The organism is Herbaspirillum sp. DW155 (genome assembly GCF_037076565.1).
Taxonomy (GTDB): Bacteria; Pseudomonadota; Gammaproteobacteria; order Burkholderiales; family Burkholderiaceae_D; genus Herbaspirillum.
The window spans coordinates 2,250,017-2,265,178 of the sequence record NZ_AP029028.1 but is presented as its reverse complement, the minus strand read 5'-3'; the positions used below and the strand labels follow the sequence as shown (position 1 = coordinate 2,265,178).

Here is a 15,162-nt window from a genome sequence, read left to right as displayed (position 1 = left end):
GTTCATATCGCTTCTGAGCCGCATTGTACGGCCATTTGCGCCGGCGCGTTGTTAGGGCTTACAGGCCCAGGGCCTGCTTCTGCAAGCCGTTGAGCGTGGCGATGCCCTGCTGGGCCAGGTCCAGCAGGCTGTTCAGGGTCGCACGGTCGAACGCCGCGCCTTCCGCCGTGCCCTGCACTTCGACGAAATGGCCGGCATCGGTCATGACCACGTTCATGTCGGTATCGCAATCCGAGTCTTCCAGGTAGTCCAGGTCCAGCACCGGCACGCCCTGGTAGACGCCCACTGAAATCGCCGCCACGAATTGCTTGACCGGGATGGTCTCGATCAGGCCACGCGACTGCAGCACGGTGAAGGCGTCATAAGCGGCCACCATGGCGCCGGTAATGGCGGCGGTACGGGTGCCGCCATCGGCTTGCAGCACGTCGCAGTCCAGCTGAAGGGTGCGTTCGCCGAAGGCTTCCAGGTCAAAGGCGGCGCGCAGGGCGCGGCCGATCAGGCGCTGGATTTCCTGGGTGCGGCCAGACTGCTTGCCCTTGGCGGCTTCGCGATCCATGCGGGTATGGGTGGAGCGCGGCAGCATGCCGTATTCGGCGGTCAGCCAGCCTTGTCCTTTACCCTTGAGGAATCCCGGGACCTTTTCCTCGATGGAGGCGGTGCAGAGCACCCGGGTATCGCCGAATTCCACCAGCACCGAGCCTTCGGCGTGCTTGGTGTACTGGCGGGTCAGGCGCACGTCGCGCAATTGCGAAACGCTGCGGCCACTGGGGCGATGGGAAGCTGTCATGGTGATCCTTGTCTTGTACTGAGCGAGCTGGGCAGGTACCGGGTCGGCGAAAGGCCGGCGGAGGCAGCGAAATGCAGCCAGCCAGCGGCCAATCGCCGCCAAAAACCGCCCGATTGATGTTTTTGATAGCGCGGCGCCGCCAATCTTCATTAAAATGCGGGCTCCGACCGGGTGGCACCCGGGCAGACCGCACAGGCGGTGCCGCAACGTTCAAGTCCGGCATTGTAAAGGAACACGATGCCCGCCGTCGCGGCATCGGCCATTTGCCTTCCCTGCCCGCCCCACCCGCAACCCGATCCGCTGGCGCAGCCCTGCTGCGTCGCCCGCCCGCTTTATGGAGTCCCGACCTTGACCATCTACAGCATGACCGGCTATGCCGTCACCACCCGTGAAACCACTGCCGGCACGGTCACCCTGGAAATGAAGAGCGTCAATTCGCGCTTCCTCGACCTGCAGTTCCGCATCAACGACGACCTGCGCGCGGTCGAGCCGATGCTGCGTGAAGCCATCATGGGCCGTCTGGTGCGCGGCAAGGTGGAATGCCGCCTGTCCTTCGGCCGCAAGGTGGCCAGCGGCAACAGCCAAGCATTGAACCACACCCTGGTGGCCCAGCTGGCCAGCCTGCAAGACCAGCTGCGCGCGCAATTCCCCGATGCCGCGCCGCTATCGATCAACGAACTGCTGCGCTGGCCGGGCGTGATGGAAGAAGCCGAAATCAGCCAGGAAACCCTGCAGGCCGACATCCTCTCGACCATGCAGCAGACCCTGGACGCCTTCGTCGAATCGCGTGCCCGTGAAGGCGCGGCCCTGCAAGCCGTGATCCTGGCACGGGTGGATGCGATGGAAGCCATCGTGGCGCGCATCACCCCGCTGGTGCCGCAACTGGTCGAGCAATTCCAGCAGAAGGCCACCGAACGCATGACCGAAGCCCTGGGCCTGGCGCTGCAGACCCAGAACGGCGCCGCCCCCGTGGCGACCCGTGAAGAATCGCTGGAACGCATCCGCCAGGAAGTGACCCTTTACGGCATCCGCATCGACATCGCCGAGGAACTGGCGCGCCTGTCGGCCCACCTGGCCGAGACCCGTCACATCCTCAAAAAGGGCGGCCAGGTCGGCAAGCGCCTCGATTTCATGATGCAGGAACTGAACCGCGAGGCCAACACGGTCGGCTCCAAGGCCGCCGTCAAGGAACTGGCCGATGCCTCCATGGAACTGAAGCTGCTGATCGACCAGATGCGCGAGCAGGTGCAGAATCTGGAATGACGCGGCCACCGCCCCATTCCACCCCGACATTGCTTAGATAAAAGACATTTTCCGCGAGGACCCCATGCCCGTCCAAAAACCCACTTCCGGTAGCCTCTTCATGGTGGTCGCCCCGTCCGGTGCCGGCAAATCCACCCTGGTCAACGCCCTGCTCAAGCAGGAGCCGGCCATCAAATTGTCGATCTCCTACACCACCCGCGCGCCGCGCCCGGGCGAAGAACATGGACGTGAATATTATTTCACTGATGTGGAAGATTTCCTGAAGCGCCAGGCAGAAGGCGAATTCCTCGAATGGGCCGAAGTCCACGGCAACTATTACGGCACCTCGCGCCTGATGATCGCCGACCAGATCGCCAACGGGACGGACGTGCTGCTGGAAATCGACTGGCAAGGTGCCCAGCAGGTGAAGAAACAGTTCTCCAATGCCATCGGCATCTTCATCCTGCCGCCCTCCATCGCCGCCCTGGAAGAGCGCCTGAAGAAGCGCGGACAGGACGAACCGCACGTCATCACGCGCCGCATCCTGGCCGCGGGCGGCGAAATCGCGCACTCTCCGGAGTTCGAATATGTTATTATCAATCAAGAGTTTGCCGTCGCTTTGTCCGAACTGACGGCAATCGTCCAGGCCGCCCGCTGCCGCTTCCCGCAACAAGCCGCCCGCAATGCCTACTTGTTCACACAGTTGGGCATCCACGCGAGCTGAACAGCAACAGCAAGCACCGCACGGGCAACCCCGCGCCGGACTCATCAATCCACACGCAACACCGTCTTTCAGGAGTGTCACATGGCCCGTATTACCATTGAAGATTGCCTCAAGCAGATCCCCAACCGTTTCCAGCTGACCCTCTCGGCCACCTATCGCGCCCGCCAGCTGCTGCAAGGCCACACCCCCAAGGTCGAAGCCCGCGACAAGCCCACCGTGACCGCCCTGCGCGAAATCGCCGCCGGCAAGGTCGGCATCGAAATGCTGAAGAAGGTTCCGGCCTGATCCTGGTCCGTCCATGAAGCTGATAACGGACAAGTATGAGCCTCACCACTACCGACTCCACCTTATCAGCCGCTGCTAGCCCCAAACGTGCCGCCGGTTCCGGTCGCACCGCAACTCCCCTCGAAGTCGCCCCGGCCGCCCACAGCGGCGTGGCGACCTTCGCGCATCTGATCCCCAAGCTCGAAGAGTACCTGACCCCTTCCGAACTGAAGAAGGTCAAGGAAGCCTATCGCTTCGCCGACGAGATGCACCTGGGCCAGATGCGCAAGTCCGGCGAGCCCTACATCTCGCATCCGCTGGCGGTGGCCGAGATCTGCGCCGAATGGAAACTGGATGCCCAGGCCATGATGGCGGCCTTCCTGCACGACGTGATGGAAGACCAGGGCGTCAAGAAGGAAGAGCTGATCGAGCGCTTCGGCGCCTCCGTGGCCTCGCTGGTGGATGGCCTGTCCAAGCTGGACAAGATCGAATTCCAGAGCCAGGTCGAGGCGCAGGCGGAAAACTTCCGCAAGATGCTGCTGGCCATGGCGCGCGACGTGCGGGTGATCCTGGTCAAGCTGGCCGACCGCCTGCACAACATGCGCACGCTGGGTTCGATGCCGCCCGAGAAGAAGCGCCGCATCTCGCGCGAGACCATGGAAGTCTACGTGCCCATCGCGCACCGCCTGGGCCTGAACAACATCTACCGCGAACTGCAGGAGCTGTCCTTCTCGCACCTGTACCCGCTGCGCCATCGGACCCTGCTCAAGGCCGTCAAGGCTGCGCGCGGCAACCGCCGCGAAGTGGTGACCAAGATCATGGAGTCCGTCACCAGCACCCTGATCGCCGCCGGCATCCCGGCCCAGGTCGATGGCCGCGAAAAGACCCTTTACGGCATCTACCGCAAGATGCGCAACAAGCACCTGAGCTTCTCCCAGGTGCTGGACGTCTACGGTTTCCGCGTGGTGGTGGACAGCTTTGCCAACTGCTACGTGGCGCTGGGCACGCTGCATTCACTGTTCAAGCCCATGCCGGGCAAGTTCAAGGATTACATCGCCATTCCCAAGCTGAATGGCTACCAGTCGCTGCACACCACCCTGATCGGCCCCTACGGCACGCCGGTCGAGTTCCAGATCCGCACTACCGACATGCACCGCGTGGCCGAGTCCGGCGTGGCCGCGCACTGGCTGTACAAGGACGACGAAGGCAGCCTCACCGACCTGCAGCAGCGCACCCATGCCTGGCTGCAGTCACTCCTGGACATCCAGAAGCAGACCGGCGATTCGGCCGAGTTCCTGGAACACGTCAAGGTCGACCTGTTCCCCGATTCGGTCTACGTCTTCACGCCCAAATCGAAGATCATCGCCCTGCCGCGTGGCGCCACGGCGCTCGATTTCGCCTACAGCATCCACACCGACATCGGCGACCAGACCACCTCGGCCATCATCAACCACGAACCGGCCGCGCTGCGTTCGGAACTGCACAACGGCGATATCGTCGAGATCATCACCTCGCCCACTTCCCGCCCCAGCCCCAACTGGCTGGGCTACGTGCGTACCGGCAAGGCGCGTTCGGCCATCCGTCACCGCCTGCGCACGGCCAACCGGGCCGAGTCGCAAGCCGTCGGACGCCGCCTGTTGGGCAATGCTCTTCATACGCTGGGCATTGAACCTGAACTTCCTTCCCATATCGTGGAGCGTCTGCTCAACGAATCCAGCGCCAAGACCATGGATGACCTGTATGCCGAGATCGGTATCGGCACCCGCATGGCACCGCTGGTGGCGCGCCACATCATGACCATGATGGATACCGGCGTGAGCGTGCCGCAGCTCGATCCGGAAGGCCACATGCTGCCCAACAAGCCCGACCCGGTAGTCATCACCGGCAGCGAAGGCGCGTCGGCGCAATTGTCGCCCTGCTGTATGCCGATCCCGGGCGACCGCCTGACCGGCTATCTCAAGCCGGACCAGACCCTGATCGTGCATACCCAGGAATGCGACACCGCCAAGCGCCTGCACGAAAAGGAGCCGGACCGCTGGATCGATCTGGTCTGGGGCCACGACCTGAACCGCCGCTTCGATTGCCGCATCACCATCCTGATCCACAATGAACGCGGCACCCTGGCCCGCATCGCCGCCGAAATCGGCGAATCGGATGCCAACATCGTCTCGGTGGCCATGGATGACGAAGGCGGCAATGGCTCGATGAAGTATCTGCGCTTCACCATTCAGGTCGAGGATCGCGTGCACCTGGCGCGCTTGATGCGCGGCATCCGCAAGATCGACAGCGTGGCCCGTATCCTGCGCGAACGCGGTTGATTCAGCTTTCCTCGCCCGCCATGACAAACGCCCGCTCGATGCGGGCGTTTGTCATTGGATCAGGTGATGCGGCTGTTCAGGCCGCCGCTTTGACAGCCGCCGGAGCGCTCCTGCCCTTGTCTTCGAGATGCTTCTGACAGGCCTGCGCGCCCTTGTCGGCGATACCGCGCTCGAGCTTGTCGGCGAAGAATTCGATGAGCGCGCTGACCGCGCTGGGCAACTGGCGCCGATGCACGTACACCGCATAAAAGCCCATGGTGTCGCGCTGGTAATCCGGCAGGATATTGACCAGGCTGCCGTTGCGCAGATCTTCGGAGGCCAGCATGGTCGGCAGCAGTGCAATCCCCAGCCCGGCCCGGGCCGCACGCAATTGCCCTTGCGCGGTGTTGATGCACAGGCGTGGCACGACGCGCACGCTTTCCGGACCGTGCGGCCCTTCCAGCTTCCACACCGTATGCTGTGACGCCTGCGAGGTCGCCAGGCAGGCGTGGCCGACCAGATCGGCCAGGGTCTGCGGCGTGCCCTGGCGTTCCAGATACCGCGGACTGGCGATCAGGGCCATATGGCTTTGCACCAGCTTGCGGGCCACCAGGCTGGAATCGGGCAGCACGCCGCCACGGAAGGCCAGGTCGATGCCCTCCGCAATCAGGTCGGCACGGCCATCGTTGAGTACGAACTCCAGCTGCACCTTCGGATAGAGATGCATGAACTCATGCATCCACTCGATGGAGAAATTGTCGAAGAAGTCCACCGGCGCGGCCACCCGCAGGCTGCCGGAGGGCTCGCGCTGGCTGTCGGTCAGGCTGGCGCTGGCGTGTTCGATGTCCTCCAGACCCGGCGCGCAGCGCTCGAAGAATTCGCGCCCGGCCGCCGTCATGTTGAGCTGGCGCGTGGAGCGCTGCAGCAGGCGCACGCCCATGGCCGCTTCCAGCGCCTGCAGGCGCCGGCTGATGGTATTGGGTGGCATGGACAGCCGGCGTCCGGCAGCGGCAAAGCTGCCGGCCCGCACTACGTGGACGAAGAGCCAGATGTCGTTCAGGTCTAGCATGGCGGTTCTCGATTACAACCAAAAATGGATCAGTGAAATGCGATTCTCGCATCTATTGCAACAAATGAAAACTGGGTATCGTTGACCCCCAATGCAAGCGCCCTCACCGCAGTGGCCTTGCCCACCGAACAACGAAAGGAAACACCATGAGCACCCTGCTGCACATCGACTCCAGCGCCCGTACCGGCGGCTCCATCTCGCGCCAGCTGACCGCTTCCTTTGCCCAGCAATGGCAAGCCAAGAACCCCGGCGGCAAGATCGTTCACCGTGACCTGGCCAGCAATGCCCTGCCGCACCTGAGCGAAGCGCTCATGGGCGCTTTCTTCACCCCGGCCGACGCCCGCAGCCCCGAGCAGGCGCAAGTCATCCAGCAATCCGACGCACTGGTGGACGAACTGCTGGCTGCCGATACCATCGTCATCGGCGTGCCGATGTACAACTTCGCCCCGCCCTCCACGCTGAAGGCCTGGATCGATCACGTTTTCCGCGCCGGCCGCACCTTCAAGTACACCGAAACCGGTCCGGTGGGTCTCGTGACCGGCAAGAAGGCCGTCATCATCCTCTCGCGCGGCGGCAAGTATTCCGAAGGCCCGATGGAAGCGCTGGACTTCCAGGGCAAATACCTCAAGAGCGCCCTGGGCTTCATCGGCATCACCGATGTCGAGCTGGTGGTGGCCGAAGGCGTGGCGATGGGCGAAGAAGCTGCCAAGGCGGCCGTCGCTGGCGCTGAAGCCAAGATCAACGCGACCGTCTGATCGCGGGCCTGCATCAACGCTCCCAGCAACGGGGCGCACCGCATCAGGCGGTGCGCCCCGTTGTCCTTTGTGCTGCAGCTCAGTGGTTGCCCAGGCCCTTGTGCATGCGCCGCAAGCCCAGCCAGACGCACGCCGCCACCACCGGCATGGCCAGCCCTGTGGCCAGGTCCGGATTGATGGGCAGGCCCGCCGCCTTGGCGGCCTTGCCGGCATAGCCCAGCAGGCCGATCACGTAGTAGGAGATGGCCGCCACCGACAAACCCTCCACCGCCTGCTGCAGCTTCAGTTGCTGGGCGGCGCGGGCATTCATGGATTCCAGGATCTGGCGGTTCTGGCGCTCCTGCACGATGCCGATGCGGGTGCGCAGCAGGTCGTTGGTATGGGCGATGCGCTCGGCCAGCGCTTCCTGACGGCGGGCGATGGCCTGGCAGGTGTTCATGGCCGGCGCCAGGCGGCGTTCCATGAATTCGCCGATGGTCGGCACGCCTTCGATGCGCTGCTCGCGCAATTCCTCGATGCGCGCCTGCACCAGTCGGAAATAGGCTTGCGAGGCCGAAAAGCGGTAGCTGTTCTCCAGCGACAGTTTTTCGATGCGCGCGGCCAGCCCCGTGATCTTGCGCAGGATGCGCTCATCCTCGGCCATCTCTTCGGGCGTACCCGTGGTGGATTGCTCGGACTGCACCATGGCCGCCGTCAGCGCCGCCAGATCGCCTTCGATCTCGTTGAGCAGGGGGCCGGACTGCTGGGCGTGCGGCAGGCCCAGCAGCGCCATCATGCGGTAGGTCTCGATTTCCAGGATGCGCTGCGCCAGCCGCCCGCCCTGCAACTCGCGCAGGTCGATGTCGCGTACCACGAAGCGCGAGAAGCCATCCGACTGGATCTGGAAGTCGGTCCAGATCTCGCCACCCTGCAAGACCTTGCTGGAACTCATCAGCTTGCCTTCGAAGATGCGCTGCATCTGGCGCGCCGTCGCGGCCGGATCATCGGCGGCGGGCTCCACCACCACGTGCGCGGCCACCATCAGCTTGCCCTTCAGGCTCACCAGCCATTGCTGCGGGATGTGCGCCAGCGGCGCGCGGGTGAAGGCCTGATCGGTGGAGAGTTCCTCTTCATGGGCCTGGGCGAAGGTATAGGTGGCGAACTCGGTGTGGCACTCCCACTTGAGGCGGAAACGGCCGAAATCATGATAGAAGTGCTTGGCCTCGCCGCCCGGCGCGACCACGCCGAAATGGGTGCACAGCTCGTCCAGCAGCGCATGCTGGGCACTGGCATGACGGCCGCTGTTGCCGTCTTCGCGCACGTAGACGGCCAGGTGCGTGAGGGTTTCCGAGCGCGTGAGCTGCAGGAAGGGGCGCGAATGCACCTCGGCAGCCAGGACGACACGCTGCGGGTGGTTCAGGCTGGCAAAAACGATGGACATGGAGCGTTCTCGTGGAGGATGGAAATTCTGTGGGCCGGGCGCGCGCAAGCGCGCATCCGGTAACGGCATGGCCGGGTCAGGTTTGCGCAGACGGGGCGGGCGCTACTGCGGTGCCGGATACGTCACTTCCAGGATGGTCAGCTGCTCCATCCCGGAAGGCGTCTGCAGCACCACTTCATCGCCTTCACGCGCCTTGGTCAGCGCCCGCGCCACGGGCGAAATCCAGCTGATGCGGCCCTTCAGGGGATCGAGTTCATCGATGCCCACGATGGTGACGGTATGTTCTTCACCCTTCTGGTTTTCGTAGGTCACGGTCGCGCCGAAGAAGATCTGGTCGCTGCCATGATGCACCGACGGGTCGACCACCTCGGCATTGTCCAGCCGCTTGGTCAGGAAGCGGATACGGCGGTCGATCTCGCGCAGGCGTTTCTTGCCGTAGAGGTAATCGCCGTTCTCGGAGCGGTCGCCATTGGAGGCGGCCCAGGACACCACGCGCACCACCTCCGGCCGCTCTTCATCGATCAGGTGCAGCAGTTCATCCTTGATGCGCTGATGCCCCTGCGGAGTCATGTAATTCTTGCTGCCGGCCGGGATGGCCGGCAAGGCGATCTCGTCATCGTCGTCGGCGCCGTCGGATTCTTTTACAAAAGCCTTGTTCATGCTGGAGTGGGTTGGTATGCAGAGTCACGCTTATTGTAGCCGCATGCGGAGGGACTCAACGGTACAGTTATACCGAATAATGCGCGTGGCACTGTGCCGGACTCGCCCTTTGGCGCGCACTCGGCGATAATCTGCACTCGCGCCTGCGCATGACCGCCATGCCAGGGTTCATCCACTCGCCTGCCTGCGCCCCATGTCTTCCATCGCTCCCCGCTATCGCATCGGTCTCATCGCCAACCGCGCCCATCAGGACGCTTCGGATTCCGCCCTGGTCCAGTTGCTGACCGGCTCGCGCCATCGCATCGAAAGCCTGCAACCCGAACTGATCGTGGTCGGCCGCACCCTGGATGCGATCAGCCAGATGAACCTGTTGCCCGGCTATGCCCACCTGGTGCGCTTCCCCTATGGCCGGCATGGCGGGCTGATGAAGCTGGTCTCGCGCACCGTCGATCCCGATCCCGAACGCACCCTGGATGCCGTGATCTACCTGATCGATCCGGTCGATCCCTCGTCCACCTTTCCGGAAGCGGTGGCCCTCAAGCGCCAGTGCGTCATCCACGGCAAGCCCTTCCTCTCGACCCTGGCCGGTGCCCAGGAATGGTTTGAACTGGAAGCTCTGGCCAATGGCGCAACGCCCGACAGTTTCCTCGATGACCGCTTCCACCTGAAGGACGAAGGCATCGCCCTGATCGCCCACGACGCCATGAAGTCGCGCATGCTGGAGCTGGCCGAGAAGCACTTCGAGGTGCTCGACCAGTTCGCCTTCCGCTGTGCCACCGGCACCACCGGCGGCCTGCTCAACCAGCTGGCCATGAAGAAAAAAGGCGAAGCCGGACGCAACTGGGTCAAGCCCTTCCTCTCCGGCCCCCTGGGTGGCGATGCCCAGATAGCCGAGCTGATCCTGGAGCGCCAGTGCCGCCGCGTGCTGTTCCTGGAAGACCCGCACGTGGCACGCCAGCACGAAGCAGACATCCAGCTGCTCGAACGCGCCGCCCGCACCGTGACCGGCTATGCTTCCTGCATGAGCGACGTGAAGTGGGGCGACCGCTGGCTGTCGCTGATCAAGGCGCGCGCCGTCTGAGCACTGGATGACGTCTTCCGTACCGCCGCCGCGCCGGCCGACCCGCTGGCGCCGGCGCCTGCTGGCACCATTGATCTACACCGCCGCCCTGCTGCTGATGCTGGAAGAATGGCTGTGGGATACCACCCAGGCCGCGCTGGCCCGCATCCCCGAATGGCCCTGGCTGGTGCGGCTGCAGCGCTGGGTGGAGCGGCTGTCGCCCTATGCGGCGCTGCTGATCTTCCTGGCGCCGACCTTGCTGCTCTTGCCGGTGAAGATTCTGGCACTGCTGTCGATCACGCACGGCCACCCTACCCTGGGCCTGTTGATCGTCCTGACCGCCAAGGTGCTGGGCACCGCCCTGGTCGCGCGTATCTATGCCCTGACGCGGCGCAGCCTGCTCTCGCTGGACTGGTTCCAGCGCTATCACGACCGCCTGCTGGCCCTCAAAGCCCGGCTCACGGCGCAACTGCGGGCCACGGCCGGCTGGCAACAGGTGCAGCGCCTGCTCAAGGCCTTGAAAGACGCCATCGTCCGTCTCAAGCACGCGCTCGCTGCCCGCATCGCCGCACCGGGTCCGGGAGCGCCGTGGACTCGGGCGTTGCGGGTGGTGCGCCGGCTGGTGAGCCGCATGCGGAGCAAATAGATTCAGATTTAATGAAGTAAAAATGAAGAAGGCTGCTCAAAGGCAGCCTCAGATTGATGACAAAGCCTTGGAAAGCCTTGGCGAGAGCCAAGGCTCAGATTGATGACAAAGCCTTGGAAAGCCTTGGCGAGAGCCAAGGCTTTGTTGTTTAATCGGTCATGCTCAAAAAACCGACAGCCGCCCAGCACGAGTTAGAGATGGTGACCATCGAGATGCTCGTGCCCAAGGACCACCTGCTGCGCAAGATCGACGCGGCGGTGGATTTCGAGTTCATCCGCGAGAAGGTGGCGCATCTGTATTGCGCCGACAATGGCCGCCCGGCACTGGACCCGGTGGTACTCTTCAAGCTCTTGTTCATCGGCTACCTCTTCGGTATCCGCAGCGAGCGCCAGCTCATCCGCGAGGTCCAGGTCAACGTGGCCTATCGCTGGTTTGCCGGATTCCGTCTGACCGACAAGGTGCCGGACTCCTCCACCTTCTCCCAGAACCGGCGCCGCCGCTTCATTGATACCACCGTCTATCAAGACATCTTCGACGAGATCGTGCGCCAGGCCATTGGACGCGGCATGGTCGATGGCCGTGTGCTCTACAGCGACAGCACCCACCTCAAGGCCAACGCCAACAAGAACAAGTTCGACTACGTTCAAGTTGCCCAGACACCCTCGGCCTATCTGGCCGAACTGGATGCGGCTGTGGATATCGACCGTGCCGAGCATGGCAAGAAGCCGCTCAAACGTGACGATGATGATGAGCCGCCCACCAAAGAGATCAAGGTTAGTCGCACCGATCCCGAGAGCGGCTACATGGTGCGCGACGACAAGCCCAAGGGCTTCTTCTACCTGGATCACCGCACCGTCGATGCCAAGCATTGCATCATTACCGATACCCATGTCACGCCCGCCTCAGTCCATGACAGTCAACCTTATCTGGCACGCCTGGATCGTCAGCGCCAGACGTTCGGATTTGATGTACAGGCCGTTGGCCTGGATGCTGGCTATTTCACACCGGCCGTCTGCCAGGGACTGGAGAATCGCGAGATCAGCGGCGTGATGGGCTACCGCACACCCAACCACAAGCCGGGGACATTCTTTAAACGGGCGTATGAGTACGATGCCTACCGTGACGAATACATCTGCCCGCAGGGCCAGTCCTTGCACTACAGCACCACCAATCGGCAGGGGTATCGGGAATACAAATCCAAGCCTGAACAATGCCGGGGCTGCAAGGTACGCGAGCAATGCACCAATAGCGCCAATGCGGTCAAGGTGGTGACGCGCCATGTGTGGGAGCGTTCCAAGGAGAAGGTGGATGATCGGCGTCGTACCGAATGGGGCAAGCGCATCTATGCCCGACGCAAGGAAACGGTAGAACGCAGCTTCGCCGACGCCAAGCAATTGCACGGACATCGCTATGCCCGCATGCGCGGCTTGCGCAAGGTCGCCGAGCAGTGCTTGTTGGCGGCGGCGGCCCAGAACATGAAGAAGATTGCCCTGCTGGTGGCGCGCTTGCGCGCGCTTTTACCGGGCTTGAACGCCTATGCCAGCGTACAAAAGTGGCTACAGAGAAAAATGAGCGCATTGCTTGGCTTCTGCGCCATTGACCATCTGCAAATTACCTGCGCCTGAAAAACAAAACCCCGTGTTCGAAAACACGGGGTTCGTCATCAACCTGAGGCTGCTCAAAGGCAGCCTTTTTTTCAGGGGCAATCCCGCCCGCCATCGAGGGCGACGCGCTCAGTCATCGTCGTCATCATCGTCATCGATATAGCCTTCCGGCGGCGGCGACATCTGCATGCTGGCGTGCTCGCCGATGTTGTTGTTGGCAATGCTGTTGCCCCATTCAAAGGCCTGCTTTTCGGCGGCGAAGAAATCGTCTGCCGACAGGTGCAACTCGTCCAGCAGACGCTGCATCTCCGCCTGGTCAGGCGCCCGCAACTCGGTGCATTCCACCAGCTTGAGCACGGTGCCGTAGAAGCCGGTGCGACGCAGCAGGGCTTCGCGGATCTCGGTACTGACCGTGATCTGGCGCAGCACGGTTTCCATGCTCATGCCGAAGAGCGCGTCCACCAGCGACATGATGCCGACCGTGAAGGCCATCTCCGACATCTTGCGCCGGCCCGGACGGATCCTGGCCGTGACCAGTTCCAGCATCTTGCCGCGCGTGGCCGCCAGGATCATCAGCGGCGACATGGTATGCGCACGATCCTTGTCGGTATTGGCAAACAGCAGGATCTGCAGCCAGCGCTTGAGCTGGCGGCGGCCCAGCACGATCAGTGCCTGACCGAGCGAATCGATGAACTTCTGGAAGCCGTAGACGGGCGTATTGACCAGCCGCAGCAGCGTCAGCGACAGCGCCACGTCACGCTTGATGTAGCGCACGATCTCGGCGTTGTCGACATTGCGCACCAAGAGCGTCAGCAGATGCATGATGACCATCTTCGAGGCTTCCAGCTTCTTGCCCTGGAGGATCATCGGCTTGGCAAAATAATAGCCCTGGAAGAAATCGAAGCCGAAGGTCATGCAGTCATTGAATTGCTGCAGCGTTTCGACCTTCTCGGCCAGCAACTCTTTGCGGGCCCGCTTGAAATGCACCGACAGCTTGAGCAGCTTGCTCGGATCGACTTCCATCACGTCGATCTTGATGATCTTCACCAGCGGCAGCAGTTCTTCGATTTCCTGCGACTCGGCCACCACGTCGTCCAGCGCAAACACATAACCCGCAGCCACCAGTTCGCGTACTCGCACCACCAGCTCGGGCGTGACGCGCACCGTCTCCAGAATCTCCAGCACCACCTTGTCGGCCGGCAGGAAATAAATGAAGTCGCTCATCAGCACGGCCGCATCGACATTGATGAAGCCCTGCAGATTGCCGATCACGTTGGACAAGCCCAGCTCGGAAGCATGGGCAATCACCGCCGCCGTGGCCGTGACGTCATCCTTCACATTGGCCGGACCGAAGGCGGCGCTGCGAAACAGCAATTCGTAGCCGATCAGATCTTGGTCACGGCTCAGGATGGGCTGGCGCGCCAGAAAGAAATCCAGGGCCTGGTGCGCGGGTTGGGGCGAAACGGTTGGATCGGCGGACTGGTCTGACATGGTTGTTTTTCTACGAGCCCCTGGCGTTGCGTTAAATGTTGACTTGAAGCAATGATCTTATTGTATGCCGTTTTGTCATGATTTCGGTGACATTACGACCACTACAAGCGAAAAAACTCACAAATATTCACAAGGCAAGCCCCCGCCCGGCTCAGTTCTCGCCCGACTCCAGAACATATTCGGCGCTGTCGTCCACGCCCAGCACCTCGATCAGGTAGGGCATGACCTCCTTCAAGGTCGCTTCCAGCGTCCAGGGCGGGTTGAGGATGAACATGCCGCTGTTGTGCAAGCCGAAACCATCCGGCGCCGGTCCATGGATGGCCAGTGTGACGTTGAGCCAGCTCTTGGCACCCAGGCGCTTGAGGCGCTCAGGCAGCTGGCGCGATTCATTGCGTTGCAGGACCGGGTACCAGACCGCGTAGGTGCCGGTCGGAAAACGCGTCAGCGCATCGGTCAGCACCTGGGCCACGTGGCTGTAGTCGCGCTTGTCTTCATAGGGCGGGTCGATGAGCACCAGGCCACGGCGCGAAGGCGGCGGCAGCAGGGCCTTGAGGCCCTGGAAGCCATCGCCCCGGTGCACCATCACGCGCCTGCCGCGCGTGGTCGGCCGCTGGCCCTGGGCGGCGGCGTGGGCTTCGAGCTTGCGGAAGTTGTCTTCCAGCACCTTCACTTCACTGGGATGCAACTCGAACAGGCGCAGGCGATCCTGCTCGCGCATGATCTTCTCAGCGCAATACGGCGAGCCGGGGTAGTAACGCATCTTGCCGCTGGGATTGAGCGACTTGACCACATCGACATATTCCTTCACCGCCGCCGGCAGGTCCTTGCGGTCCCACAGCTTGGCGATGCCGGTTTCGTATTCGGCGTTCTTGCTGGCGTAATCTCCATCGAGCGCGTAGACGCCCGCGCCGGCATGGGTGTCGATGACCATGTAGGCAGTCTCTTTCTGCCCGAGATAGCGCATCAACTGGATGATCACCATATGCTTCAGGACATCGGCGTGGTTGCCGGCGTGAAAAGCGTGGCGATAACTCAGCATGGGAAATTCACTTCTAGGATGGGGTTGAAATCGGGCGGCGGGTCGGTCCGGACAGGCCCGAACAGGCCGCGGCGACGACCACCGATGAGGTGGAAACGCTTCAC

Annotated in this window: 14 protein-coding genes; 8 read left to right on the top strand and 6 right to left on the bottom strand. The window is 62.8% G+C overall.

Features of this window, described 5'->3' with window-relative positions; all coding sequences use genetic code 11:
* Nucleotides 1-58: 58 nt before the first annotated feature.
* Nucleotides 59-787, bottom strand: coding sequence for a ribonuclease PH (gene rph / locus AACH55_RS10455; RefSeq protein ID WP_338719375.1), 729 nt, complete (start codon nucleotides 785-787; stop codon nucleotides 59-61).
* Nucleotides 788-1,135: 348 nt separating this feature from the next.
* On the opposite strand from rph, the gene AACH55_RS10450 reads away from it, so the two are divergent.
* From AACH55_RS10450 to AACH55_RS10435, 4 genes are all read left to right on the top strand, one after another.
* On the top strand, nucleotides 1,136-2,050 hold the full coding sequence (locus tag AACH55_RS10450) for a YicC/YloC family endoribonuclease (protein WP_338719373.1): 915 nt from the start codon (nucleotides 1,136-1,138) through the stop codon (nucleotides 2,048-2,050).
* Between the two features lie 64 nt (nucleotides 2,051-2,114).
* The gene (gmk, locus tag AACH55_RS10445; RefSeq protein ID WP_338719371.1) at nucleotides 2,115-2,753 is read left to right on the top strand and encodes a guanylate kinase; all 639 of its coding nucleotides are present in this window, start codon (nucleotides 2,115-2,117) and stop codon (nucleotides 2,751-2,753) included.
* A gap of 81 nt (nucleotides 2,754-2,834) precedes the next feature.
* On the top strand, nucleotides 2,835-3,038 hold the full coding sequence (rpoZ, locus tag AACH55_RS10440; protein WP_338719369.1) for a DNA-directed RNA polymerase subunit omega: 204 nt from the start codon (nucleotides 2,835-2,837) through the stop codon (nucleotides 3,036-3,038).
* Nucleotides 3,039-3,073: 35 nt separating this feature from the next.
* Nucleotides 3,074-5,335 (top strand): bifunctional (p)ppGpp synthetase/guanosine-3',5'-bis(diphosphate) 3'-pyrophosphohydrolase, encoded by a 2,262-nt coding sequence (locus AACH55_RS10435; protein WP_338719367.1) that lies wholly within the window; start codon nucleotides 3,074-3,076, stop codon nucleotides 5,333-5,335.
* A 76-nt stretch (nucleotides 5,336-5,411) separates the two neighbouring features.
* Here the strand turns inward: AACH55_RS10435 and AACH55_RS10430 are convergent, their stop codons facing one another.
* On the bottom strand, nucleotides 5,412-6,383 hold the full coding sequence (locus AACH55_RS10430) for a LysR family transcriptional regulator (RefSeq protein WP_338719365.1): 972 nt from the start codon (nucleotides 6,381-6,383) through the stop codon (nucleotides 5,412-5,414).
* Nucleotides 6,384-6,529: 146 nt separating this feature from the next.
* Here AACH55_RS10430 and AACH55_RS10425 point away from each other — a divergent pair, with 146 nt between their 5' ends.
* Nucleotides 6,530-7,138 (top strand): FMN-dependent NADH-azoreductase, encoded by a 609-nt coding sequence (locus AACH55_RS10425; RefSeq protein ID WP_338719363.1) that lies wholly within the window; start codon nucleotides 6,530-6,532, stop codon nucleotides 7,136-7,138.
* Between the two features lie 79 nt (nucleotides 7,139-7,217).
* Here AACH55_RS10425 and AACH55_RS10420 read toward each other — a convergent pair whose 3' ends face one another.
* Nucleotides 7,218-8,558, bottom strand: a complete 1,341-nt coding sequence (locus tag AACH55_RS10420; protein ID WP_338719361.1) for a DUF3422 domain-containing protein — start codon at nucleotides 8,556-8,558, stop codon at nucleotides 7,218-7,220.
* A gap of 102 nt (nucleotides 8,559-8,660) precedes the next feature.
* Nucleotides 8,661-9,218, bottom strand: a complete 558-nt coding sequence (gene greB, locus AACH55_RS10415; protein ID WP_338719360.1) for a transcription elongation factor GreB — start codon at nucleotides 9,216-9,218, stop codon at nucleotides 8,661-8,663.
* Nucleotides 9,219-9,411: 193 nt separating this feature from the next.
* Here greB and AACH55_RS10410 point away from each other — a divergent pair, with 193 nt between their 5' ends.
* The 3 genes from AACH55_RS10410 to AACH55_RS10400 all read left to right on the top strand — a co-directional run bounded on the left by AACH55_RS10410 (nucleotide 9,412) and on the right by AACH55_RS10400 (nucleotide 12,549).
* Entirely contained in the window at nucleotides 9,412-10,299 is an 888-nt protein-coding gene (locus tag AACH55_RS10410) for a methylglyoxal synthase (RefSeq protein WP_338719359.1), read from the top strand.
* 7 nt (nucleotides 10,300-10,306) lie between these two features.
* Nucleotides 10,307-10,924: a hypothetical protein gene (locus AACH55_RS10405; protein WP_338719358.1), complete on the top strand. Its 618-nt coding sequence runs from the start codon at nucleotides 10,307-10,309 to the stop codon at nucleotides 10,922-10,924.
* 158 nt (nucleotides 10,925-11,082) lie between these two features.
* Entirely contained in the window at nucleotides 11,083-12,549 is a 1,467-nt protein-coding gene (locus AACH55_RS10400) for an IS1182 family transposase (RefSeq protein ID WP_338714814.1), read from the top strand.
* A 108-nt stretch (nucleotides 12,550-12,657) separates the two neighbouring features.
* Here AACH55_RS10400 and AACH55_RS10395 read toward each other — a convergent pair whose 3' ends face one another.
* Together AACH55_RS10395 and rlmJ are read right to left on the bottom strand one after the other, a co-directional pair.
* Complete coding sequence (locus AACH55_RS10395) at nucleotides 12,658-14,019, bottom strand: HDOD domain-containing protein (RefSeq protein WP_338719357.1); 1,362 nt, start codon at nucleotides 14,017-14,019, stop codon at nucleotides 12,658-12,660.
* A gap of 151 nt (nucleotides 14,020-14,170) precedes the next feature.
* Nucleotides 14,171-15,058 (bottom strand): 23S rRNA (adenine(2030)-N(6))-methyltransferase RlmJ, encoded by an 888-nt coding sequence (rlmJ, locus tag AACH55_RS10390; protein ID WP_338719356.1) that lies wholly within the window; start codon nucleotides 15,056-15,058, stop codon nucleotides 14,171-14,173.
* Nucleotides 15,059-15,162 lie beyond the last annotated feature (104 nt).

Bases quoted from the DNA above. Each gene is read 5' to 3' on its own strand.
- rph (WP_338719375.1), bottom strand. From the start codon at position 787: ATGACAGCTTCCCATCGCCCCAGTGGCCGCAGCGTTTCGCAATTGCGC.
- gmk (WP_338719371.1), top strand. From the start codon at position 2,115: ATGCCCGTCCAAAAACCCACTTCCGGTAGCCTCTTCATGGTGGTCGCC.
- rpoZ (WP_338719369.1), top strand. From the start codon at position 2,835: ATGGCCCGTATTACCATTGAAGATTGCCTCAAGCAGATCCCCAACCGT.
- AACH55_RS10435 (WP_338719367.1), top strand. From the start codon at position 3,074: ATGAGCCTCACCACTACCGACTCCACCTTATCAGCCGCTGCTAGCCCC.
- AACH55_RS10430 (WP_338719365.1), bottom strand. From the start codon at position 6,383: ATGCTAGACCTGAACGACATCTGGCTCTTCGTCCACGTAGTGCGGGCC.
- AACH55_RS10425 (WP_338719363.1), top strand. From the start codon at position 6,530: ATGAGCACCCTGCTGCACATCGACTCCAGCGCCCGTACCGGCGGCTCC.
- AACH55_RS10420 (WP_338719361.1), bottom strand. From the start codon at position 8,558: ATGTCCATCGTTTTTGCCAGCCTGAACCACCCGCAGCGTGTCGTCCTG.
- greB (WP_338719360.1), bottom strand. From the start codon at position 9,218: ATGAACAAGGCTTTTGTAAAAGAATCCGACGGCGCCGACGACGATGAC.
- AACH55_RS10410 (WP_338719359.1), top strand. From the start codon at position 9,412: ATGTCTTCCATCGCTCCCCGCTATCGCATCGGTCTCATCGCCAACCGC.
- AACH55_RS10405 (WP_338719358.1), top strand. From the start codon at position 10,307: ATGACGTCTTCCGTACCGCCGCCGCGCCGGCCGACCCGCTGGCGCCGG.
- AACH55_RS10400 (WP_338714814.1), top strand. From the start codon at position 11,083: ATGCTCAAAAAACCGACAGCCGCCCAGCACGAGTTAGAGATGGTGACC.
- AACH55_RS10395 (WP_338719357.1), bottom strand. From the start codon at position 14,019: ATGTCAGACCAGTCCGCCGATCCAACCGTTTCGCCCCAACCCGCGCAC.
- rlmJ (WP_338719356.1), bottom strand. From the start codon at position 15,058: ATGCTGAGTTATCGCCACGCTTTTCACGCCGGCAACCACGCCGATGTC.